At 66.5% G+C, this 22,877-nt stretch carries 22 protein-coding genes; 5 read left to right on the forward strand and 17 right to left on the reverse strand.

Annotated elements, in window-relative coordinates; genetic code table 11:
• Window positions 1-9 precede the first annotated feature (9 nt).
• The gene (gene fmdA / locus DQ353_RS02770) at window positions 10-1,269 is read left to right on the forward strand and encodes a formamidase (RefSeq protein ID WP_113761272.1); all 1,260 of its coding nucleotides are present in this window, start codon (window positions 10-12) and stop codon (window positions 1,267-1,269) included.
• A gap of 152 nt (window positions 1,270-1,421) precedes the next feature.
• Here the strand turns inward: fmdA and rbfA are convergent, their stop codons facing one another.
• The 5 genes from rbfA to rimP form a co-directional block, all read right to left on the reverse strand.
• Window positions 1,422-1,859: a 30S ribosome-binding factor RbfA gene (gene rbfA, locus DQ353_RS02775; RefSeq protein WP_113761273.1), complete on the reverse strand. Its 438-nt coding sequence runs from the start codon at window positions 1,857-1,859 to the stop codon at window positions 1,422-1,424.
• Between the two features lie 114 nt (window positions 1,860-1,973).
• Window positions 1,974-4,862 carry a translation initiation factor IF-2 gene (infB, locus tag DQ353_RS02780; protein ID WP_113761274.1) on the reverse strand — a complete coding sequence of 963 codons (2,889 nt, stop codon included), beginning with the start codon at window positions 4,860-4,862 and terminating at the stop codon, window positions 1,974-1,976.
• Between the two features lie 162 nt (window positions 4,863-5,024).
• Window positions 5,025-5,354: a YlxR family protein gene (locus tag DQ353_RS02785; RefSeq protein WP_286166566.1), complete on the reverse strand. Its 330-nt coding sequence runs from the start codon at window positions 5,352-5,354 to the stop codon at window positions 5,025-5,027.
• A 232-nt stretch (window positions 5,355-5,586) separates the two neighbouring features.
• Window positions 5,587-6,561 carry a transcription termination factor NusA gene (nusA, locus tag DQ353_RS02790; RefSeq protein WP_113761276.1) on the reverse strand — a complete coding sequence of 325 codons (975 nt, stop codon included), beginning with the start codon at window positions 6,559-6,561 and terminating at the stop codon, window positions 5,587-5,589.
• Window position 6,562: 1 nt separating this feature from the next.
• Window positions 6,563-7,141, reverse strand: a complete 579-nt coding sequence (gene rimP, locus DQ353_RS02795) for a ribosome maturation factor RimP (RefSeq protein WP_113761277.1) — start codon at window positions 7,139-7,141, stop codon at window positions 6,563-6,565.
• Between the two features lie 119 nt (window positions 7,142-7,260).
• Here rimP and DQ353_RS02800 point away from each other — a divergent pair, with 119 nt between their 5' ends.
• Window positions 7,261-8,490 carry a hypothetical protein gene (locus tag DQ353_RS02800; RefSeq protein ID WP_181578215.1) on the forward strand — a complete coding sequence of 410 codons (1,230 nt, stop codon included), beginning with the start codon at window positions 7,261-7,263 and terminating at the stop codon, window positions 8,488-8,490.
• A gap of 452 nt (window positions 8,491-8,942) precedes the next feature.
• Window positions 8,943-9,785 (forward strand): Ltp family lipoprotein, encoded by an 843-nt coding sequence (locus tag DQ353_RS02805; RefSeq protein WP_286166567.1) that lies wholly within the window; start codon window positions 8,943-8,945, stop codon window positions 9,783-9,785.
• A 264-nt stretch (window positions 9,786-10,049) separates the two neighbouring features.
• On the opposite strand, the gene DQ353_RS02810 is transcribed toward DQ353_RS02805, so the two are convergent.
• The 9 genes from DQ353_RS02810 to DQ353_RS02850 form a co-directional block, all read right to left on the reverse strand.
• Complete coding sequence (locus tag DQ353_RS02810) at window positions 10,050-10,499, reverse strand: hypothetical protein (protein ID WP_113761279.1); 450 nt, start codon at window positions 10,497-10,499, stop codon at window positions 10,050-10,052.
• Between the two features lie 92 nt (window positions 10,500-10,591).
• Window positions 10,592-11,407: a sulfite exporter TauE/SafE family protein gene (locus DQ353_RS02815; RefSeq protein ID WP_113761280.1), complete on the reverse strand. Its 816-nt coding sequence runs from the start codon at window positions 11,405-11,407 to the stop codon at window positions 10,592-10,594.
• Window positions 11,408-11,409: 2 nt separating this feature from the next.
• Entirely contained in the window at window positions 11,410-13,209 is a 1,800-nt protein-coding gene (locus DQ353_RS02820) for a proline--tRNA ligase (RefSeq protein ID WP_113761281.1), read from the reverse strand.
• Between the two features lie 295 nt (window positions 13,210-13,504).
• The gene (locus tag DQ353_RS02825) at window positions 13,505-14,362 is read right to left on the reverse strand and encodes a hypothetical protein (protein WP_146755185.1); all 858 of its coding nucleotides are present in this window, start codon (window positions 14,360-14,362) and stop codon (window positions 13,505-13,507) included.
• A gap of 134 nt (window positions 14,363-14,496) precedes the next feature.
• The gene (locus DQ353_RS02830) at window positions 14,497-15,183 is read right to left on the reverse strand and encodes a sensor domain-containing protein (protein ID WP_113761283.1); all 687 of its coding nucleotides are present in this window, start codon (window positions 15,181-15,183) and stop codon (window positions 14,497-14,499) included.
• Between the two features lie 163 nt (window positions 15,184-15,346).
• The gene (locus DQ353_RS02835; protein ID WP_113761284.1) at window positions 15,347-16,159 is read right to left on the reverse strand and encodes a hypothetical protein; all 813 of its coding nucleotides are present in this window, start codon (window positions 16,157-16,159) and stop codon (window positions 15,347-15,349) included.
• A gap of 76 nt (window positions 16,160-16,235) precedes the next feature.
• Entirely contained in the window at window positions 16,236-17,144 is a 909-nt protein-coding gene (locus DQ353_RS02840; protein WP_113761285.1) for a GNAT family N-acetyltransferase, read from the reverse strand.
• On the reverse strand, window positions 17,098-18,243 hold the full coding sequence (gene ispG, locus DQ353_RS02845) for a flavodoxin-dependent (E)-4-hydroxy-3-methylbut-2-enyl-diphosphate synthase (protein ID WP_502696370.1): 1,146 nt from the start codon (window positions 18,241-18,243) through the stop codon (window positions 17,098-17,100). Before ispG ends, DQ353_RS02840 begins: the two co-directional genes overlap by 47 nt.
• A 168-nt stretch (window positions 18,244-18,411) precedes the next feature.
• Entirely contained in the window at window positions 18,412-18,711 is a 300-nt protein-coding gene (locus DQ353_RS02850; protein WP_113761286.1) for a YciI family protein, read from the reverse strand.
• A 178-nt stretch (window positions 18,712-18,889) separates the two neighbouring features.
• Here DQ353_RS02850 and DQ353_RS02855 point away from each other — a divergent pair, with 178 nt between their 5' ends.
• Both DQ353_RS02855 and DQ353_RS02860 read left to right on the forward strand, forming a co-directional pair.
• Entirely contained in the window at window positions 18,890-19,408 is a 519-nt protein-coding gene (locus DQ353_RS02855; RefSeq protein WP_113761287.1) for a hypothetical protein, read from the forward strand.
• A gap of 44 nt (window positions 19,409-19,452) precedes the next feature.
• Window positions 19,453-20,073, forward strand: coding sequence for a GyrI-like domain-containing protein (locus tag DQ353_RS02860; RefSeq protein WP_113761288.1), 621 nt, complete (start codon window positions 19,453-19,455; stop codon window positions 20,071-20,073).
• A gap of 134 nt (window positions 20,074-20,207) precedes the next feature.
• Here the strand turns inward: DQ353_RS02860 and DQ353_RS02865 are convergent, their stop codons facing one another.
• The 3 genes from DQ353_RS02865 to DQ353_RS02885 all read right to left on the reverse strand — a co-directional run bounded on the left by DQ353_RS02865 (window position 20,208) and on the right by DQ353_RS02885 (window position 22,671).
• Window positions 20,208-20,837 carry a CueP family metal-binding protein gene (locus DQ353_RS02865; protein WP_113761289.1) on the reverse strand — a complete coding sequence of 210 codons (630 nt, stop codon included), beginning with the start codon at window positions 20,835-20,837 and terminating at the stop codon, window positions 20,208-20,210.
• Window positions 20,838-21,045: 208 nt separating this feature from the next.
• Window positions 21,046-21,498 carry a DUF6153 family protein gene (locus tag DQ353_RS02870; RefSeq protein WP_113761290.1) on the reverse strand — a complete coding sequence of 151 codons (453 nt, stop codon included), beginning with the start codon at window positions 21,496-21,498 and terminating at the stop codon, window positions 21,046-21,048.
• A 723-nt stretch (window positions 21,499-22,221) separates the two neighbouring features.
• On the reverse strand, window positions 22,222-22,671 hold the full coding sequence (locus DQ353_RS02885) for a hypothetical protein (protein ID WP_113761293.1): 450 nt from the start codon (window positions 22,669-22,671) through the stop codon (window positions 22,222-22,224).
• Window positions 22,672-22,877: the final 206 nt, after the last annotated feature.

The following is a 22,877-nucleotide window of genomic DNA, read 5'->3' on the forward strand; positions in this document are numbered from 1 at the left end:
AGAAATGCAATGCCCGAAGTATTGTTCCCTCTCGATTCATCCAAGAAGTTCGAAGACCAGGAGAAACTCGGACACAACCGTTGGCACCCGGAGATCCCGCCGGTGGCCGTGGTCAAACCCGGCGACGTCTTCCGCGTGGACTGCCGCGAGTGGTTCGACGGCGCCATCAAGAACGACGACTCCGCCCAAGACATCCTCGATGCCCCGCTCTTGACCGTGCACAAGCTCTCCGGGCCCTTCCGGGTCGAAGGCGCCCAGCCCGGTGACCTGCTGATCGTAGACATCCTCGATGTGGGTCCGATCCCGCAGGAAGACTCGGGTCCGCTGGCCGGACAAGGCTGGGGCTACACCGGAATCTTCTCCAAGAACAACGGCGGCAGCTTCCTCGTCGACCAGTTCCCCGACGCCTACAAGGCCATCTGGGACTTCACCGGGCAGGTGGCCACGTCCCGGCACGTCCCCGAGGTCAAGTTCGAGGGCATCATCCACCCCGGGCTCATGGGCACCGCACCGTCCGCGGCGCTGCTGGCCAAGTGGAACAAGCGCGAAGGGGACCTGATTGCCACCGACCCGCACCGCATGCCGCCGCTGGCCCTGCCGCCCGAGGCCGAACACGCCATTCTTGGAGGGCTGCCCCGTGACCAGTGGGCCCGGGTGGGAGGGGAAGCCGGACGGACAGCACCACCACGGGAAAACGGCGGAAACCAGGACATCAAGAACCTCTCCAAGGGGTCGCGGATCTTCTACCCGGTGTTTGTCGACGGCGCGAACCTTTCGGTCGGAGACCTGCACTTCTCACAGGGGGACGGTGAAATCACCTTCTGCGGCGCAATCGAGATGGGTGGGTTCATCGACCTGCGCGTGGACATCCTCAAGGGCGGTATGGACACCTACGGCGTATCCGAGCACGCGATCTTCATGCCGGGCCGTGTGGAGCCGCAGTTCAGCGAATGGCTGGCATTCTCCGGAACCTCGGTGACCTTGGACGGGGAGCAGAAATACCTGGATTCGCACCTCTCCTACCAACGTGCCTGCTTGCACGCCATCGACTACCTGTCGAAATTCGGGTACGCCCCGGAGCAGGCCTACCTGTTGCTGGGCGCCGCACCGATCGAGGGCCGGCTGTCCGGCGTGGTTGACATCCCGAACTCGTGTTCAACGGTCTACCTGCCCACGGCGATGTTCGACTTTGATGTGAGGCCGTCGGCATCCGGTCCGCACCAGATCAATCCGGGCATCGGGGCACCGCGGGCGGTCAACAACGGATAGTGCGGCCGAAGCTGGTGACGGCCCGCATCAGGTAGCACCACGGCCGCAGCCTTGCGCACCGAACGCAGAAACCCCGCAACGGGTCCCTGGTTTCCCAGGATCCCGTTGCGGGGCTTCTTGCTGCCCGGGGAACCGGGCGGACGGGATGACGCCTAGGCGTCGTCCTCTTCTTCTTCGTCACGCTTGTACGGGTCGGCGTCGCCGGCGAAGTTCTTGCCTTCCGCCAGCGCGGCAACCTCGGCGTCCTTGGCCTTGGCAACCCGAAGCAGCGCCTCGAGGTTCGAGGCGTTGACCGGGATTTCGTCTGCGACGAATTCCAGGGTCGGGGTCAGGCGAACGGTGACGTTCTTCCCGACCTCCTTGCGCAGGACGCCCTTGGACTTCGCCAGGGCCGCCGCTGCATCGGCCTTGGCTTCGTCGTCGCCAAAGACCGTGTAGTAGATGGTGGCATGCTGCAGGTCGTTGGTCACCCGTGCGTCGGTGACCGTGATGGCCTCCACGCGGGGATCCTTCACGGCCTTGCCCAGTGCCTGGGCTACAACCACCTTGATGCGTTGGGCCAGCTTTGCGGCGCGAGCCGAATCAGCCATGATCACTCCTTCTGTTGACACGTTTTGCGGAACTACGAGGTAATGCGGTTGACGGCAAGGGCCGCAGCCTTTTGGGCTGCGGCCCCCACCGTCAGGGTCTATGCCTTGCGGGGCTTAGACGCGGGGCTTTTCACGCATCTCGTAGGTCTCGATCGTGTCGCCGTCCTTGACGTCGTTGAACGAGCCCAGGCCGATACCACACTCGAAGCCCTCGCGGACCTCCGTGGCGTCGTCCTTGAACCGCTTGAGCGAGTCCACCGTCAGACCCTCGCCGATGACCTTGCCATCGCGCAGGACGCGTGCCTTGGTGTTTCGGCGGATGGTGCCCGAGCGAACGATCGAGCCGGCAATGTTGCCGAACTTCGATGAACGGAAGACCTCGCGGACCTCCGCGGTGCCCAGCTGGGCTTCCTCGTACTCCGGCTTGAGCATGCCCTTGAGGGCCAGCTCGATGTCATCGATTGCAGCGTAGATGACCGAGTAGAAGCGCATGTCGACGCCTTCCTTGTCGGCCATTTCGGCAACGCGCTCGGCAGGCTTGACGTTGAAGCCAATGATGATCGCGTTGTCAACGGTTGCAAGGTTGACGTCGTTCTGGGTGATTGCGCCAACGCCGCGGTGGATGACGCGCAGCTGCACGCCTTCTCCCACGTCGATCTTGAGCAGCGAATCTTCCAGGGCTTCCACGGCACCGGAAACGTCACCCTTGAGGATGAGGTTGAGGGTGTCGATCTTGCCGTCGGCAACGGCCTGGTCGAAGTCTTCCAGGGTGATGCGCTTGCGACGCTTGGCCAGGGCCGCATTGCGGTCCGCGGCTTCGCGCTTCTCGGCGATCTGGCGAGCGGTGCGCTCGTCGTCGGTCACCAGGAAGGTGTCGCCTGCACGCGGCACCGAGGACAGGCCAAGGACCTGGACCGGGCGCGAGGGCAGTGCGACGTCGAGGTTCTCGCCGTTCTCGTCGAACATGGCACGCACACGACCGTGTGCGGTACCGGCAACGATGGTGTCGCCGACGGCCAGGGTACCGGACTGGACCAGCACGGTTGCCACGGCGCCGCGACCCTTGTCGAGGTTCGCTTCGATGGCAATGCCTCGGGCGTCCTTGTCCGGGTTGGCACGCATGTCCAACGCGGCATCGGCGGTCAGCAGCACCGCGTCAAGCAGCTCGTCGATACCGAGCTTCCGCAGTGCAGAGACCTCGATGAACATGGTGTCGCCACCGTATTCCTCCGGAACCAGGCCGTATTCGGCCAGCTGGCCCTTGACCTTGTCAGGGTTCGCGGCTTCCTTGTCGATCTTGTTCACTGCCACGACAACCGGAACACCGGCGGCCTTGGCGTGGTTGAGCGCCTCAACGGTCTGCGGCATGACGCCGTCATCCGCTGCAACAACCAACACGGCGATGTCGGTGACCTTGGCACCACGTGCACGCATGGCGGTGAACGCCTCGTGGCCCGGGGTGTCAATGAAGGTGATCGCACGATCGATGTCTTCGTGGACGTGGTGGATCTGGTACGCACCGATGTGCTGGGTGATGCCGCCGGCTTCGCCCTCGATGACGTTGGACTTGCGGATCGCATCCAGCAGGCGGGTCTTACCATGGTCAACGTGACCCATGATGGTGACCACCGGCGGACGTGCCTCAAGCATGTCATCGGTCTCGGCCTCAAGCTCGGCGTCAAAGTCGATCGAGAACGAGGCGAGCAGTTCGCGCTCTTCGTCCTCGGGGGACACGACGGTGACGACGTAGCCGAGCTCGGCACCCAAGACGTCAAAGGTTGCCTCGTCCAGGGACTGGGTGGCGGTGGCCATTTCTCCCAGGTGGAAGAGCACCGTGACAAGAGCTGCCGGGTTGGCGTTGATCTTGTCGGCGAAGTCGGTGATCGACGAGCCACGACGGAGGCGAACCTCGGTCGTGCCGTTGCCGCGGGGCACACTGACGCCGCCGAGGCTCGGAGCGCTCATCTGCTCAAGTTCCTGGCGCTTGGCGCGCTTGGACTTGCGCTGCTTGCCGCGGCCTGCGCCGCCCTTGCCGAAGGCACCCTGGGTTCCACCGCGACCGCGGTTCGGACCGCCGCCGCCCTTGTAGCCGCCGCCGCCTCCGGCTGCTCCCGGAGCGCCGCCGGCGCCTGGTGCGCCACCCGGACGTGCCGGGCCGCCACGGCCCGGACCACCCGGACGTGCACCGGCCGGAGCCGGACGCTCGGTGCGGTTGGGCATCATGCCGGGAGTAGCGCGAGCGCCTCCCGGGGTGCGCGGACCTGCGCCTGCGGGGCGCGGTCCACCGGCACCGGCCGGACGGGGGCCGCCTGCACCGGCTGCCGGGCGGGGACCGCCGGCGCCTGCTGCGGGACGGGGACCACCGGCAGCGGCCGGGGGACGCGGGCCACCCGGGCGGGGACCGCCGGGACGGGGGCCGCCTGCACCGGGGCCGCCGGAGCGCATGCCCTGCTGGGATGCGAACGGGTTGTTGCCCGGACGCGGTCCACCTGGCTTGGCACCCGGACGCGGGGCCGAAGCCGGGCGGTCCGAACGCTCGGTGCGCTCGGGGCGCGCGTTCTCACCGGCGGGGCGCATGCCCTGCTGGGAAGAGAACGGGTTGTTGCCCGGACGCGGTGCGCCGGGCTTGGCACCCGGACGCGGTGCGGCCGAGGCCGACGGTGCTGCTGCGTCGGCGGCCGGGGCCGGTGCTGCCGGGGCGGCTGGCGCCTCGGTTGCGGCCGGGGCTGCTGCTGCCGGGGCCGGTGCCGGAACGGTGCCGGCCGGCTTCGGTGCGGCTGCGCCCGGGGTCACCGGTGCGGCCGGAGCCTTGGCGGCCGGGGCTGCCTTGGGTGCTGCCGGGGCAGCGTTCGGGAACGCGGTGCGCAGCTTGCGCACGACCGGTGCCTCGATGGTTGAGGATGCGGAACGGACGAACTCGCCCATTTCCTGCAGTTTGGCAACTGCATCCTTTGAAGTGATTCCGAGCTCTTTGGCGAGCTCGTGTACGCGGACCTTAGCCACATTTCTCCTGTCTGAAGGTCCGCACCACTTCTCAAGAAGTTTTTGGCACGAACCAACGTTTGCTGTCTAGCCCAGCATCCAAAACGGATGCCACAGGCGCTGCGACGCATAAGCGATTTTTCATCGTTAGGCGCTCATCGCTTGGAACTCATCGGGTTTCCATCAGATTTCTGACCCGCTTTCAGGTTGGACGTTTGTGAAGGCCGGTTTCCCAGGTTGGGTCCTGTCCTTGGCCCGCCGCTCCGCCACAAGTGAGGAGACATCCACGTTGGTCCGAAAAGACCGAGCGAATGCCCCGCGTTGCACGGCACGTTGGGCACATTCCGGGTTGGGGTGCAGCCAAGCACCCCGCCCGGCGAGACGACGGGTCGGATCGGGCACCGGGACGGATTTGCCGTCCTTCGCCCTCAAGACCCAGCGCGTCAGCTGGTTCTGGTCCACCACGATGCGGCAACCGATGCACGTGCGCTGCGGCTGTTGCTGCAATGACACGTTGGATCTTCTCCCGCATTCGATTTACCACTATGCATAGTGGACCACAGACAAGTCTAGCGCGTTTCGGCATTTCGTGGAGCGTGCCGTGGGACACGTGGACCTCGCTTCGAAGCCGATGGCCCGCAGGCCCTGTCAGGCAAGCAAAAGACCGCCGGCCCCGGGCGGTTGGCTCCCCCCGCGGGGGGTGTCAACGGGCCTGCGGGCGCGGCGGCCTGATGGCTGGATGCTGCTACTCGGCCGGGACGGCGTCCGAGACGATGTCGATGCGCCAGCCGGTGAGCTTGGCCGCCAGGCGGGCGTTCTGCCCTTCCTTGCCGATGGCCAGCGAAAGCTGGTAGTCGGGAACCACGACGCGGGCCGAGCGGGTCGACTCGTCGATGATGGTCACCGAGACGACCTTGGACGGGGACAGCGCCGAGGCGATGAACTTGGCCGGATCGTCGTTGTAGTCGACGATGTCGATCTTCTCGTCGTTCAACTCGGTCATCACGGCGCGCACGCGCGAACCCATTTCACCGATGCAGGCGCCCTTGGCGTTCAGGCCCGGGACGTTGCCCTGCACGGCGATCTTGGTGCGGTGGCCGGCCTCGCGGGCCAGCGCCATGATTTCCACGGCGCCGTCGGCGATCTCCGGGACCTCGAGCTCGAAGAGCCGGCGGACCAGGTTCGGGTGCGAACGCGACAGGGTGACTGCCGGGCCCTTGGGGCCGCGGTTGACGTCGACCACGTAGCAGCGGATGCGGTTGCCGTGGGTGTACTTCTCCCCCGGCACCTGCTCGGGCGGCGGCAGCAAGGCCTCGACGACGCCCAGGTTGACCTGGACCATGATCGGGTTGTTGCCCTGCTGGATCTGCCCGGAGACGATCTCGCCGATCTTGTTCTTGAACTCGCCCACCACGTTGTCGTCCTCGGCGTCGCGCAGGCGCTGCAGGATGATCTGGCGTGCGGTCGAGGCGGCAATGCGGCCGAATCCGGTGGGGGTGTCGTCGAACTCGCCCACGACCGTGCCGTCTTCCTCGGTCTCGGTGGCAAAGATCGTCACGTGGCCGTTGCGGCGGTCGACCTCGGCGCGTGCCTGCGGCATCGCACCCGGGGACTTCTGGTAGGCAATGAGCAGGGCCTGCTCAATGGTGGGGATCAGCACGTCGATCGGGATTTCGCGCTCTTTTTCAAGCATGCGCAGCGCGCTCATATCAATGTCCAACTCAGGCCTCCGCGTTTTCGTCGTCTTCTGGATCAAGCTCTAGTTCTTGCAGTGCCGCGGCCTCGGCCCGGGTGAACTCCACCTCGACGTTGCCGCGGCGGATGGACGAGAAGCCAATGGTGCGGGTCTCGCCCTGCTTGGGCTTCATGCCCTTCTTGACCTCGATCTCCGGGACGATGGTGATGCCGTCCCCGTCCACGGCGGTCAGCCTGCCCAGCAGGTTGTCCTCGCCGATGACGTTGACCTTCACCATGCGCCCGACGTTGCGGCTCCAGTGGCGCGGCAAGGTCAGCGGACGCGAGGTTCCGGGGGAAGATACTTCAAGTTCGTACGGATCCGCGGTGTCGTGCGGGTCCTTGTCCAATGCCTCGGAGATCGAGCGGGAAACCTCTGCCACCGCGTCGAGTTCGATGCCGTCGGTGCCGTCGATCAAATCGACCACCACGTGCACGATGCGCTGGTCCCCGGCGCGGCGCACCTGGACTTCTTCGAGCACCAACTGGTGGGAGGCAACGGTGGGCTCCAGTAGTTCGGTGAGGCGGGCCGCCTCGAGCTGGATGTCTGCCGGCTTGCCGGTCATGAAAGTCCTCCCACATTATTCGATGTTGTGAATCCTAGGGTAGCGACTTTTGGGGCCATCCGTCTGCCCGATTCCCGGTTGCCGCCCCGCGGCCCGGGTCCATGGGATGATCGGTGGTGATGGATCAGCACCCAATGGACCCCAGGCACCCCGTTTCCCCCGCACCCCGCAGGCCCCGCACCACGGTCCGCGTGCTGGCCGTGGCGGCGGTTGTTGCCGTAGCCGCGGCCACCCTCGGCACCGGGGTCTACCTGAACCGGGAATCCCCTACATGGCAACGGATTCTTGGCACCGAACCGATCATCGAGGTGCCTCCGCAGGCCACCGACGAACTGCCCGTGCTGCTCGATTCCGTCGACTACATGCTCGAGCACGCTGCCACCTCCACCGGTGCCAAGACCACCGCCGCGCTGCAGGGTGCCCGGTCCATGCTGGCGGGGCATGTCGAATTACTCACACCCGGCGCCTTGGAGGCCGCAGCGGCCTCAGCCGGCGCCGCTGCGGGCACCGATGCCCCACCCTCCGCGGTTCCCCCGTTGACGCCTGCCGAGTTTTCCTCGCGCCTGGCCGGTGCCGGCAACGGCCTGCTGCACGAGGCGCTGACCGCCCCGGAGCAAGAGGCGCGCAGGCTCTCCGGTGCAGGGTTCGAACTGGTGCTGCAGGCCCGTACCGTGCTCTCCGCCGCGGGGGCCCCGCAGGCGGCCATCGACGCGTTGCCCACCCCGGCCATGGAACTGGCTTCACAGGCAACGGCTCCCTCCTCGGAGGCTTCCCCCGCTTCGGCCTCCTCCACGGGCGCTCCCGCCGCGGGGCCCACCGTGGACAAGGCCGCCGCGGCGAAAATGCCCGGGTTCACCTTCTCCGCCTGCCCGGCCCCGGACCCGGCCGACAGCAAGGCCACCGGATCAACGGATTCGGGGCAACTGCTGGGCGAGGTCATCGATGCGGCCTACCGGATGGGATACGCCTATGACGTTGCCGGCGCACGAACCAGCGCCGGGCTGCGCACCGCTGCCTGGAACAGGTCCGAGGTGCTGGTGGTATTCGCCGACGCCCTCGAGAAGCAGCTTGATGCCGCCCACGACTGCAAACCCTTGCGGCAGCCTGCCTACCAGCTGCCGGCCGATGCCATCTCCAACCCCATGGATGCCGCCCGCAGCGGCGAGGCGCAACTGGCGCTGTTGTTGCGGGACGCCGCCGCCAGCCAGGCCGGGGAACCCCGGGCCTACCTGTTCAACGCCGCCTGGGCCCAGGGCCTGCAGGCCAGGCAGGTCACCGGCAAGGTTCCCGACTTCACCGCCGTGGCCGGAGCACCGAAGCCCGCGGACGGAAGCCCCCCTGCCGGATAGCCGCCGGGGCGGCAATAATCCAGAACGGTGCCACCAAGGCCAGACCCGAATCCTGACCCAGGGACCCCACCTACTGCTGCTGCGTCATGGCCAACTTGGTTTTCTCCCTGCGCCGGCCGTCCACGAATGCGGGCTCGGAGCTTCCGCGTCAAGCAACGTCCCGATTGCCCACCGGCAGGAAAGACTCCACTGCGAAAATTCCTGAGGACCAGGATCCTGAAGCCGGCTCCTTCACATGCCCCAAATCATCTGTGCTCGGGGCTATGGTCGCTGTAGGAGCTCCCGGGGGAAATGGGAGCTCCGATTCGAAACCGTCATCAGCGGGAACCATGTCTGTTCGTTTCAATCCGCCACCGCTCTGGCTGCAGTACCTTCCGGCCGATTTCAAGCCCGCGCCGTCGTGGGTTCCGGAACCGGCTTGGGGTGCCCCGCCGGCCGGTTGGCCCATGTGGGTGGACAATCGCACCGGCCACCCTGCGATGCCGCCTCCCGGGTTTTCGGCCAATCCGTACCTGTACATGTCGGTGATGCCCGGAGCACCCTCAACCGGTGCGGTTCCTTCGCCGGCACCCGGCCCCTCGGATTTCGGACCTTCCGTCAGCGGATTCTCGGCCCCTGCTCCGCAGAAACCGAAGAAGCCGCTGGGTCGGGGTAGGAAGATTGGCATCGGCGTCGTCGGCGTCGTCGTCCTTTCATTCATCGTGGGCTCCTGTGGTGGCAGCGGCGATCCGTCGTCCCCTGCACCTGAAACCACGGCAGCTGCCGTTGCGTCGCCTGGCGTCACCCAAGCCGCTGAGGCTGAGGCCAGTGCAAAGGCCGAAGCCGAAGCCAGCGCCAAGTCGGAAGCGGAAGCCAACGCCAAGGCCAAGGCCAAGGAAGAGGCGAAGGCAGCGGCCAAGGCGGAAGCCGACGCCACTGCCAAGGCCCAAGCGGAAGCCAGCGCCAAGGCCAAGGAAGAAGCGAAGGCCGAGGCCGCAGCCAGCGCCAAGGCAGAGGCGGAGGCTGGAACCGTGAGTCAGCAAAACGCACTTCGGGCCGCCGAAAGCTATCTCGAGTACACCGCATTTTCGCGCAAGGGGCTGATCTCGCAATTGAAGTTCGAGGACTACTCGACCAAGGACGCCACGTGGGCAGTAGACCGTGTGAAAGTGAATTGGAACGAGCAGGCTGCGAAGGCCGCCGAAAACTACCTCGACTACACGGCGTTCTCCCGAAACGGGCTGGTTGAACAGCTGATTTTCGAGGGCTACACGCGGAAGCAGGCAGAACACGGGGTGAGCAAGACCGGCCTGTAGCGATCCTCGGCCGGTCGATCGGCATATCCGTCGATGTCCTTGGTTCCGAGGGCTCCCGCTCTTCACAGGAAGTCCACCCGCTCGTAGCACCGGTCATGTCGCCAACGGTATGACCGGTGCTACCAGCAGCTTCAGGACCGAGACTCCACGCGATACGCGCATGTTGGTCGGGGCGAACCTTCTGGATCCGGCCAAGCAGCCGGGAACAACCCGTCTGAGCCGGGCGTGCAGGACCAGCGCGCACACAGTCGGACGCGGCATTGGCTAGCGGAAGTCCCGCCCGTTCGTACGCTGCCTAATGCCGGCCACGACAAGCACTGCGCCCAGTGGAACCAAGGCCCACAGCCACGTCTCGGGCATGAACACTTCGGGATCCTCAACGCCGGCCACGGCATTCGCGGCCATGGTGGCCAGCGCCCAGATCGGCGCCAAGAATGCCCACCCCAGGATCGCACCCATGACGGGGGCGCGGGTTGCGCAATTCCAGTGCAGGCGCGCGAACAAGCGGGCGGACGCGAATGCAACCACGAAAAAGGGAACTGAAATGCATGTGACCCAGATGGTGTGCAGCACGAATCCGGCCAACAGCATGCCGGCAGAAATCAACAAGGTGAGCCACACTCCCAGTCCGAGGGTAACCATGTAGCTGTCGTCGCGAATGCGCGGGCCGCGGGTCCCCATCGGGTACGCGGCCTTCTCGCCTGCCAAGGCCATCTGCTGCTCCCGGTCGTGCGTCGTGGACCAATCTGGCGTTGCAAGCCCAGCCTACCGAGCGCACCGGATATCCGGTACCTCCCCGGGGCCGGTCAGGCAGCGGGGAACAGCACGTCGTAGCCTAGCTTGAGGATCAGCGCACCCACCACGGACAGGAACACGATCCGGATGAACTTGCTGCCCTTGGTCACGGCCATGCGCGCGCCCAGGTAGCCGCCGCACATGTTGGCCACGCCCAGGACCAGCCCGAGCCCCCACAGCAGGTGCCCGGTGGGCAGGAAGAACGCCAGCGCGCCGAGGTTGGTGGCCATGTTCACGATCTTGGCCTTGGCGCTGGCGGCAAGGAAGTTGTAGCCCATGAACGCGACCATTGCGATGATCAGGAACGACCCGGTGCCCGGGCCGATCAGCCCGTCGTAGCCGCCGATGACCAGCCCGATCACCCCGGCCACCGCGTAGTGCCGGCCTCCGGTGTAGCGCAGCCGGGTCAGTTCCCCCGCGGTTGGCTTGAACAGCGTGAACAGCCCCACGGCGATCAGCGCGGCAATGATCACCGGCTTGATCACCTCCGGAGGCAGCAGCGTGGCCAGGATCGCCCCGCCGAAGGACCCGGCCAGGGCGACCGTCGCCATCGGGATGGCCGTGCGCAGATCCGGGGCGGCGCGGCGGTAGTAGGTGATGGCGCTGGTGGTGGTGCCGAAGATGGAACCCATCTTGTTGGTGGCCAGCGCCTGCACCGGGGAGATGCCCGGCACCAGCAGCAGGGCGGGAAGCTGCAGCAGTCCCCCGCCGCCCACCACCGCGTCGACCCAGCCGGCGGCAAAGCCGGCCAGCACGATCAGCGCAATGGTTCCGGCCGTGAGTCCTTCCAGGCCGGAACCATCAAGCAGCGCCGCCGCGTCGAACATGTCTAGCCCTTGACGAGCGCGATGAGCTCGGACACCACGGTGTCCACTGCCACATCGGTGCGCTCTCCCGTGGCGCGGTCCTTGACCTCCACCACTCCGTCGGCCAGGCCGCGGCCGATGACCACGATGGTCGGCACGCCGATGAGCTCCGCGTCGGAGAACTTCACGCCGGCAGAGACCTTGGGCCGGTCGTCGTAGATGACCTCGACGCCGGCTGCGTGCAGCTCGTCGGCGATCTTCTGCGCGGCCTCGAAGAGCTCGGCCTGCTTGCCGGTGACCACCAGGTGCACGTCGGCCGGGGCGACGTTGCGCGGCCAGACCAGTCCGTTCTCGTCGTGGTTGGACTCGGCCAGGGCGGCGACCGCGCGGGTCACGCCCACGCCGTAGGAGCCCATGGTGACGATCTTGAGCTTGCCGTTCTGGTCAAGCACCTTCAGGTCCAGGGCCTCGGCGTACTTGCGCCCGAGCTGGAAGATGTGCCCCATCTCGATGCCGCGGGCGGTTTCCAGCGGGCCGGATCCGTCCGGTGCCGGGTCCCCTGCGTGGACCTCGACGCATTCGATGGTGCCGTCCCAAGCGAAGTCGCGCCCGGCCACCAGGCCGAAGACGTGCTTGCCCGATTCGTTGGCGCCGGTGACCCAGGAAGTGCCCGAGACCACGCGCGGGTCGACCAGGAACAGGATCTTGGAGGAACCTTCCAGGCCCAGCACGGCGTTGTCCAGGCCCAGGGCCGGGCCGATGTAGCCCTTGATGAGGGTCGGGTGCTTCTTCAGGTCGTCCTCGGTCGCTGCCTCGAGCTCGACCTCGCCACCGGTTTCCAGGTGGGATGAGATGTTGGCCTCGACGCGCTTGAGGTCCACGTTGCGGTCCCCGGGCAGGCCGATGGCCACCAGCCGGCGTTCGCCGGTGGGCAGCTTGGCGGCCAACACCACGTTTTTCAGGGTGTCGGCAGCGGTCCAGGCGCCGTTGGCGCGCGGGGCGACCTCGTTTGCGCAGGCGACCAGGGTCTCGATGGTCGGGGTGTCGGGGGTGTCCTTGACATCGAAGGCCGGGGCGTCGGTGAAGTCGATGTCCTCGGGCACGATCGTGGTCACCGCCTCCACGTTCGCCGCGTAGCCGCCGGCCGAGCGCACGAAGGTGTCCTCGCCGACCGGGGTCGGGTGCAGGAATTCCTCGGACTTGGACCCGCCCATGGCCCCGGCGGTCGCGAAGACCGGCAGGATTTCCAGGCCGAGGCGCGCGAAGATCTTGATGTAGGCGGCGCGGTGGGCCTGGTAGGCCTCTTCGAGGCCCTCGTCGTCGATGTTGAAGGAGTAGGAGTCCTTCATGATGAATTCGCGGCCGCGCAACAGGCCCGCGCGCGGACGTGCCTCGTCGCGGTACTTGTTCTGGATCTGGTACAGGTAGGCCGGCAGGTCCTTGTAGGAGTTGTACAGGTCCTTGACCAGGAGCGTGAACATTTCCTCGTGGGTGGGGGCCAACAGGTAGTCGGCTCCCTTGCGGTCCTGCAGGCGGAACAGGCCCTCGCCGTACTCGGTCCAGCGGCCGGTCGTCTCGTAGGGTTCGCGCGGCAGCAGGGCCGGAAAATGGACTTCCTGGGCACCGATGGCGTTCATTTCCTCGCGGATGATGGCTTCCACCTTGCCCAGCACGCGCAGGCCCAGCGGCAGCCAGGTGTAGATCCCGGGTGCGGCACGGCGGATGTATCCGGCGCGGATCAGCAGCTTGTGGCTGGCGACCTCGGCATCGACCGGGTCTTCGCGCAGCGTGCGCAGGAACAGTGTGGAGAGCTTGAGGACCACGCTAACTTTCCATTTCCGCGGCCTGTTTCCAGACCACAACATAGTGGTGGGAGTGCAAATCTTTGGTGCACCGGCAGGCCGTGGCGGCCGACTCGGGGCCGTGCGCGCTTCGGGCAGGCGGACCATGTCTTGCGCGCACGGCAAGCCGCGGGCGAAGCATGGTGCCACAAGGCACTTGTCCCATCTTACGTGGCCCACCCGGTGCGCCTTGGCATCGAAGTCCGCCCGGCCCGGTGCATGTGCCAACTTCCCCGGCGGCGGCCGTCCGCCGGTGGCGCGTTCTGCGGGCGGGTGCCTATTTGCCTTCCATCTGCAGCAGTGCGAGGTCGATGTAGTTCTCGGATTCCTTGACCGCCTTGGAAAGGTTCTTGGCATTGGAGATGTTGACCGTGACGTTGCTTTGTCCCTTGTACCCGGTAACCGTGAGGGTCTGCATGTTTTGGCCCATCATTTCCACGTTGGTGACGGTAGCCAGAGTCGTGGTCGCCGAGGTGTTGGCCTTGGCTGGTTCCACGACCGCCGAGACTTCCTGGCCCTGCATGGAGAGGGTGAATTCGCTGCACTTGGTGCTGCTCTCATCGGACTGGGCCAACGCCTGCTCGATGACATCGGCGGAGTCGTAGGAACCGAGGTTCACGCTGGTCGACAGGTCATTGGCGTCGGCGGGAAAAACGACGGCGGCCATGTTGACCCGGTCCATCATCTCGCTCACGCCGGCCAAGGCGAATGAACCGCATTCGGCCGGGTCCACCTGCATTCCCGAAAGGATATCCTCGATCATCGGCGCGCTGGCCCGCAGTTCGGCATCATCGAGGATCTTGGTGCCGTCCTGGCCGCCCGCCTTGCGGATTGCCTCGGCCACCTTGCCCAGTTCCTTCACCGTGAGCTGTCGGCCGGGGGTTGCCTTCGATTCCCGGGAGCCCTTGGGGCTCTGGGTGGTTTCGGCCTCGGCGCTGCTGCTTGGTGCAGGGGGCTCGGCCGCTGCCTGATCGGCGGCCCCCGGTTCAGCGGATGGTGCCGGTGTGCTCGGCGTCGCTTCGTCGCCGGAGGTTTGGCTGGGCTGCGCGGCCACTTCGGGAGCCGCTGCTCCCCCGCACCCTGAGACGGCTAGCGTTGCGGCGATGGGCAAGGCCCACCAGTGTGTTTTCTTCATTTTCTCCCCCGAAACGTGTGCGTGGAACACGGTGCCGGCCACCTGGTTTGCGGCCCCGGGCAACACAATACACATTAAAGCCAGTCAAAAGATGAATTCTTCGGCAAAGGTTCCCAGGTGGTTGGGCCCGGTGCCTAGGAAGTCTTTTCTTCCACCAGCTTGAGCACGGTGTCGGCGAGTTCCTGGGCCTGGGCGATGTCCTGATGGGTGTCGGTTCCGCCCATAACGGCGACCGTGATGACGTTTTGCCCCTCCAGCGCATTGACCGACACCGTCGAGATCGTGGTGTCTGAGGCGCTGGTGCTGGTCTGGATGGCGGAGGTCTTCGACGCGGTGGTCTTGGCCGACAGCGGCTTGACGCCCATTGTGGTTTCCTGACCCTGCAACGAGAAGGAGAAATTGGCGCAGTCCTTGAGGATCTCATCGGCCTGGGCCATGTTGGCCGCCGCATCCGCCGGATCGCTGTAGGAGGCCAGTCCCACCTGGACTCCTTGGAGCGGTGTGGCTCCGGGCAGCGACACCGAAACCACGTTCATCTTTTCCAGTTCCTCGGCGATGTCGCCACCGACGAATTCCGTGCAGGATTCCGGGGTGACCTTCATGGCCTTGCGGGCCTTTTCGGCCAGCGGAATCTGGGCCTTGAGCGATTCCCCGTCGATGATGACCGCCTTGTTGTTGTCCCCGGTGACCTCGTTGGCGATATCGGACAAAGCCTGGGCGTCCAGCTGCCCGGCCGCCGCGGCGGTGGAGCCGGCCTCGGCGCAGCCGGTGAGCAGCAGGGCGGCGGCGAGCGGGAACAACAACAGGGCGCGTTTTTTCACGAAAAATCCTCATCAAGTGCGGGGCAATGCCGGCGGCAACGGATGCGGATGCTCCGTCGGCCAAAACCCAAGCCTAGGAGAAGTGGGTGACGGTTGGGGAACCCGCGCCGGTGCCCGGGCGAGCCGCCATGGACGATTGTTGCGGCAACCGCAACGCAAGCCCCTACTGGGCCGCAGCCGCCACGGGCCCGATGCCGCGCAGGATCCCCAGCATCGATTCGACGTCGGCCAACGCGAGGGCCGTGGTTTCCTCCACGGTCCCCTTCACGGTCCTGGTGGCGGTCATCATCGTGTGCCCGTCAATGGCCCGCACCGAGACCCGCCGGGATTTGGCCTTGCCGTTGACGCTTTCGAGCATGCTCGCCGAGGTGTACGGGGCCGAACTGGTGGCGTCCAGGCGTGAAAGCGTGGAGGTGATCTTCTGGCCGTCCGCCGAGACGGTGTACTTGCCGCAGGACTCGTCCAGGTGCTGCTGCGCGGCCACGTCGGCCACCAGGGCGTCGCGGTCCCGGTAGGAGGCCACCGTCAGGTCCCCGCCGGCCTCGGGCGGAAGCACAGCTGCCGCCATCGCGGCCTGGTCCAGCTGGTCCTTGAGGCTGCCGATGCCGTAGAGCCCGCACTTGGCCGGGACCACGGTGATGCCCTCGAGCCACTTCTCGGCCGCCGGCAGCTGGCCGCGCAGGGCCTCCTGGTCGTTGACCTTCGTGCCCGCGGTGGCATCGGCCCATTGCTGCACGGCATCCTTCAGCGCCTCGGCATCGAGGAACGCCAGCTCCGTGGTGCCGCCCGGCTCCCCGGTGGTGGCCCCCGACGCACCGGGGCCCGGGACGGTCACCGGTCCCTGGTGCGTCGGGGTCGGGGTGGCGGGGTCCGGTGCGTTGGTGCAGCCGACCACCGCCAACAGCAGGCAGGCGGTGGCCAGGGCGGTGATGGCCCTGGGGCGGGATTCGTTGGTCCGTGGTGGTGGGGACGTCACGTCTGGCTTTCCGGTCGGCCGCCCACGGTTTGGGGCGCTGTGTCGGTGGTCGGTGGACGCCGGAGGTGCCGGCGGGTCAGAAGAGGATGGTGGCGAATTCTCCGACCTCTTCAAACCCGACCTTGCGGTACGTCGCAATGGCCGGGGCGTTGTAGTCGTTGACATAGAGGCTGGTGGTGGGGGCCAGGCGCAGGGCATAGTCGGCGACTGCCGCCATGTAGCCGGCCGCCAAGGACTTGCCGCGGTGCTCCGGGTTCATCCAGACGCCCTGGATCTGAGTGGCCCGCGTGGTGACGGTGCCCAGCTCGGCCTTGAAGCGGACCGCACCGCCCTCGTCGAGGTCGATGAGCGAGTGCCCGGAATGGATCAGCGAGCGGACCCGGGAGCGGTAGAACGACCCGCCGTTGGCCAGCGGCGAGTAGCCGAGCTCTTCCTCGAACATCTTGGCGCAGGCCGGCAGGACCAGCTCGTACTCCCCCGCATGGCTGGCGCGCAGCGTCCGGTTCGGTTCGATCGCCGGGGTGCCCGTCAGGGTCATCAGCGGCTGGCTGGGGCGGACGCTGAAGGCCTGCTGCGGGCCCTCGGCCAGCACCTTCCACATCCCCATCACGGCATCGGCGGGGCCGAAGCAGGAGGCAAAGGTGCGGTTCAGCGACCTGACGGCCAGCCCGAATTCCTCGGCGTCGGCGTCGGTGATGTTGATCGGGACGATATTGGCCCCGATCCAGCAGGCCGAGACCAGCAGGGCCCCCTCGAAGCGGCCGATGACCAGCGAGCCGCCCAGGCCCGGGCGGGCCGAGCCGGTGACCGAAAGCTGCGCGTCCATGAAGATGTTCGCCACCGGGTCGGCGGAGACGAGGGCACGGAGAGAGGCGGTGTCCGCGTCGTCAAGGACGCGGATACCTGGTGCCAGCGGCTCTCCTGCCCCCGGGTTACGTCTAGCCGACGGTAACCACGGGGCCACTTTGGACAGGATTTTCTCCATCCGCGTTCCCCATTTCCTCGGCGATGCGCATCGCCTCTTCAATCAGTGTCTCAACAATCTGGTCTTCGGGCACGGTCTTGATGATTTGGCCCTTCACAAAGATCTGGCCCTTGCCGTTGCCGGAGGCCACACCGAGGTCCGCCTCGCGGGCCTCGCCCGGCCCGTTGACGACGCAGCCCATGACGGCCACGCGCAGCGGGACCTCGAGTCCCTCGAGCCCGGCGGTGACCTGGTCGGCCAGCGTGTAGACATCCACCTGGGCGCGGCCGCAGGAGGGGCAGGAGACGATTTCGAGCTTGCGCGGGCGCAGGTTCAGCGACTGCAGGATCTGCGCACCGACCTTGACCTCCTCGATCGGCGGGGCCGAGAGCGAGACGCGGATGGTGTCGCCGATGCCCTTGGACAGCAGGGCGCCGAAGGCGGTGGCCGACTTGATGGTTCCCTGGAAGGCGGGTCCGGCCTCGGTGACGCCCAGGTGCAGCGGCCAGTCGCCGCGTTCGGCCAGAAGCTCGTAGGCGCGCACCATGATGACCGGGTCGTTGTGCTTGACCGAGATCTTGAAGTCGTGGAAGTCGTGTTCCTCGAAGAGCGAGGCTTCCCAGACGGCGGACTCGACCAGTGCCTCGGGGGTTGCCTTGCCGTACTTCTCCATCAGGCGCGGATCCAGCGAGCCGGCGTTGACGCCGATGCGGATGGAGGTGCCGGCGGCCTTGGCGGCGGCGGCGATCTGCTTGACCTGGTCGTCGAACTTGCGGATGTTGCCCGGGTTCACGCGGACCGCGGCGCAGCCGGCGTCGATCGCGGCGAAGACGTACTTCGGCTGGAAGTGGATGTCGGCGATCACCGGGATCTGCGACTTCTTCGCGATGATCGGCAACGCCAGGGCGTCGTCGGCCGAGGGGCAGGCAACGCGCACGATGTCGCAGCCGGTGGCGGTGAGCTCGGCGATCTGCTGCAGCGTGGCGTTGATGTCGGTGGTGGGAGTCGTGGTCATCGACTGGATGGAAATGGGGCTGTCCGAGCCTACTCCGACGGAGCCCACCTTGATTTGGCGGGTCTTGCGTCGCGGGGCAAGGATCGGTGGCGGTGCCGATGGCATGCCGAGGCTGACCGGGATCGAGGTCAAGATTTCCTCCGTGATGTTGAGTGTTGAAGGTTTTTCCATTATCCCCCCTGCGTGCCCGCTTGCGGGGCCCAAATCTCGCAGGGCGAAGCCCCCGGCGCGGGCACGGCGCCAAACGGCCGTGATCACGCGGGGTTTGGAGGATCAGGCGTGGTGAGCGAGCTCACCGGTCACGGGGCTCCATTCGGTGATCCGCAGCACCGCAATGGCGCCATGGATCGCGAAGGGGTCGTTGGCCAGGGTCTCGGCCAGGGCGGCCTGGGTCGGGGAGGAAATCAGCAACAGGGCGCCGGAACCATCGACGTAGGGGCCGGAGGCGACCAGGGCGAGGCCGTCTCCGTTGGCGCCAAGGCCGGCCAGGAATTCACGGTGCTTGGGGCGATGCTCATCGCGCGTGGCTTCGGAACCGGCGGCGTACACGTATTCAACTGCGAAAACACTCATGGGGTCCAGCCTAAACCGTGGGGCCATGAAACGCGTCCTTCCGGGTCCCGGGGCCCGCCTCCTCGCAGGCAGAACCGGCGGGATCCGAATCGGTCAGGATGCGAGAGGCCACCGGGACACATCCTCCGTAGGATGGATTTGCAGGAACAGCCAGACAACCCCACGAAGGAACAAGACCATGTCCGACGCAGATTCGGCCACCGCCGACTCAAGCTTCTCCGCCCAGGAACGCGCGGCCATGAAGTCCCGCGCCAGGGAACTGAAGACCGAGGCCAAGCGGGCCAGTGCCGCCCAGCAGCCCGCAGCGGATGCCGCCGACGTGTCGGCCAAGATCGCCGCGATGCCCGAGGGCGACAGGCAGATGGCCGAGTGCCTCCATTCGATCGTCGCCGAGGTGGCCCCGGGTCTGGCCCCGAAGCTCTACTACGGCCAGCCCGGGCATGCCCGGGACGGGGCCTCCCGGCTCTGCCTGATGCAGGAGCCGGTGCTCTCCAAGGACGTGGGCGCCGGCGACCCGCACGTCGGCACCTCCCGAGTGACGCTCACGCACCATGCCGCTTCACCCGGAGAAGCGGAGCGGATCCTTTCGGCCGCCGTCGCCGGCGGCGGCACGCAAACCGGCCACCAGGACCCGGGCTCGGCCACCATCACGGACCCCGATGGCCACCGCTGGCTCATCTCTGCCCCGCGTCCCTGAGCCAAGGGAAGCTCCAGTCCCGCCTCCCGAAGAAAAGAATCCCCGTGGCAGCAAAAATCGACTTCAAGAAGACCCTCGAGGGCTACCGGGCGAAACCCGGTGAATTCCGGGTCGTGGACGTTCCCGAGATGGACTACCTGGTGGTTGACGGGCACGGCGACCCGAACACCTCCCCGGGCTTTGCCCAGGCGCTCGAGGCGCTGTACCCGGTGGCGTACAAGCTGAAGTTCGCCAGCAAGCTGGAGCTGGACCGCGACTACGTCGTCCCACCCCTGGAGGGCCTGTGGTGGGCCGCGGACATGGACTCCTTCACGGTGTCCCGGGACAAGTCCCGGTGGGACTGGAGAATGATGCTCATGGTGCCCGACTGGATCGAGCGGGACATGGTCGGTGTCGCGCTGCAGAAGGCCGGTGCGAAGAATCCTCCGCCGCGGCTGGGCGATGTCCACCTGCGCTCGCTCGCCGAGGGCCTGTGCGTGCAGACCCTGCACGTGGGCTCCTTCGACGACGAGGGGCCGGTCCTGGAACGGATGCACCACGAGTTCATCCCGGGGCGCGGGTTCCGGCTCGAGGGCAAGCACCACGAGATCTACCTCAGTGATTTCCGCAAGGCCTCCCCGGAGAAGATGCGCACCATCCTGCGCCAGCCCGTTACCGCGGCGTAGCCGGGCAGCGGCGCCCGCCCGCCGGGAGCCCCGTGGCGGGCGGGCACCCCGGGCACGAGGCCGCGGGTGTTCGCCGCCCGAAACCGGGCGGGCGAACACCCGCGGAATCAGGTGGGTCGGCCGCGCATGGTTGGCTAGGTGAGCTGAAGCGTGGTCAGGCAGGTCGCGTCCTCGGTGGAGGAAGTTGAAATCGGTGTGCTGGCTTTCTTGCCCTGGGCTTCGACGGTCAACGTTGCCTCGACCCCCCGCGGCAACCACAACCCGACAAAGCCGTTGTCGAAGGTGCTCATGGTCTTGTCCACGAGCGTCTCTCCGCTCTTGGCATCGGTGACGACCACCTTCACTTCCTCATTCTGCATTTCCCCCAGGCACGTGGTGAGGCTGTGGAAGTGGCAGTCGTGGGTTTGTGTACGGAAGGGGGCAAACGACAGGTAGAACTGGTCATCGGGGATCGGCAGCGCTGCCTGGCGTTTGAGGTCGTCGGTCAGCATCAGCTGGTCGGGCCGCACGGAGGCCATCAGGTTCTGCGGGCGCTGCTCCACGGGCAGGGAATCCAGTCGGTCGATCACTTGGCGCGCATTGAGCCCGGCGAGGCCGTGGTCTGCCATGAAGGCCTCGGCATCAGCGGCGGGAGCGGAGGTGGTTGCCAGGGGTTCAGCTGTGTTGCCGGCACACCCGGTGAGTACCAGGGAGCCGATGGCCAGCGGTGCCAGCAGGTAGACGGACAGCGGTGTGCGCCGCTTCGCGGAGACGGTGGAAGTCATGGGAATGGTCCTTATGGATGAGAGTTGTTGGGCATCCGGGCCCGGGCGGCGTCCACCCGTGGGCGCGCTGCCAAACCCGGCGGAGGGATTCTGTGTGCTGGGGTGAAGGGCACCGCGGACCGATGCCCCGGGCAAGGCCGGGTCCGCTGGTGGCCGGATCCGCAGGCCTCGGGCCGCCGGTGGCCGGCCAGCACATTCGGAGCCACCCTCACGTGCGGCTGATGCAAAGCTCGTGCAGGGAGGGGGTGCGCGGGCGGCTACTCGCGATGACGCTCATAGCCGGAGCCGCGCGGGTCGGCCAGGTCCCCCGAAGGCGCTTTTCCGCAGGGCGCCTGAGCAGCACGAGCGTGACGAAGAGGGCAAGCACGCATGCGGCTGCGGTTCCCGGGTGGTGGCCATCGTGATCGCAAGCTTCACAGGCGGCGGCGTTGGAGCCGACGGACGCATTTGGCTCGCCGTGCCTCAGGTCGGCAGCGTTCATGCCGGTGGGAATGGCCGAAACCACGCCCTGGTGTTGGGCTGCGGGCGTGCCATGCAGATTCAGTCCATGCATCAACAACAGGCCGACGATGACCAAAGCCGCGGCCAGGCTTCCGAGGAGCACAAAGCCGGGCAGGGGCCCATGGCCGTGCCCACGCAGTGACGCTGGCATGAAGGTCATCGCCGCCAGCCTACTGCCCATTCCTGTGGAAATGACAAGTGGTTCAGGGCAGCGTGGTGCATGGGGGGCGTGGCTCTCCAAATCGATCCCGACAAGGCCGGTTAGGATAAATTCACAACATCGGGAGGCCCGGTAGGCATGATGCCGACGCATCGTCAGTGAGCAGGACGTGCCTGGCCCATGATGATCAGCAATGGAAAAGCAGCAGGTGTGCTCTTTGGGCTGTTCGTCATCGCCATCCTGCTCGACTCGTTCGCCTGGATGGGAATCCTCGGAGTAGCCCCGCCCTTCCCTGTCTTCATGCTTGGCTTTTCGCTGATCCACACCTTCGTCACCAGGTCCGCTGTTGCGGAAGCGTGGGGATGGTACGCGTCCATCGCCATGTCGTGGCGTTGGCTGCTCCGTTCTCGTCCTGGCTGGACAACGCCATGGTGCAAGCAGATCCGCACGTGCAGCCGCCCGGCCCACCGGAATTCAATGCTGCGCCCTGGTATTGGGTGCTCATCCCGGTGGCGGTTTACGCAGCGGCGGGAACGCTCGGGTATTGGCGGTTGGCCGGAAACGTGCGCACGGCAGCCGGGCAATAGGGTTTGGGCAGCCATCCATCTTGAACGGCGGCGGGAGGAAACCTCGGCAATTGGCTCGATTGCGTGGAATCCCGCGCGCCACCGATGCCGCGGCCGGTTGACCCGCACCCCGGCCAAACCCATCGGCTGCTGCCTACTATGTGGGCTCCGGCGCGTCTATCCGTTGGGCCAGGTTGTTCAGGCCGGCGAGGATCATCTTTCCGTAACCGTCGTTGTTCAGCGCGTCGGCGTGCGCCAGTCCCTGGTCCAGGTGCTCCCGGGCAAGAACGGTCCTGCCCTGGCGGTGGTACCCATCGGCGAGATTCAGCTGCAGCGATGGCTGCAATCCCTGTGCCGAGGCGATGCCGAGTGGGGCAAGATCGCCGTCCGCCAGGAAGCCGTGTTCATCAAGTGCGGTCTGGTCCCAGGCGACTTCCTTGTCCAGTTCCATCTGGGTGTCTGCCAGGTAGTGGGCCAAGATGCATCGATGGGCATGGTCATCAGGGCCTGTGGCATGCCAGCAGTCCATCAGGAGTTCTTGCCCGCGCTCCTTGTCGCCGCCCAGTGCCATTGAGATGGCAGCGGTGATTGTTGTCCAGTCGCTCATGCCCGGTCCTTCGCGCTTGAATCTTCTTGTTGCTTCCAACGCTACCGACCGGTCCCTCGGCGCACACTCATCCAAGAACAACGGGCTCTTCCAGCTACCTCATCGGCGGGCCGGTCCGGCCAGTCCCAAGATGTGCGGATCTCCCATCAAAAATCATGGGAGTCGGTTCCGCATCGGTTTGGACTGGGCCCGGTGGCCTCCCTTCC

The sequence above is a fragment of the Arthrobacter sp. AQ5-05 genome (genome assembly GCF_003287975.1).
Taxonomy (GTDB): Bacteria; Actinomycetota; Actinomycetes; order Actinomycetales; family Micrococcaceae; genus Paeniglutamicibacter.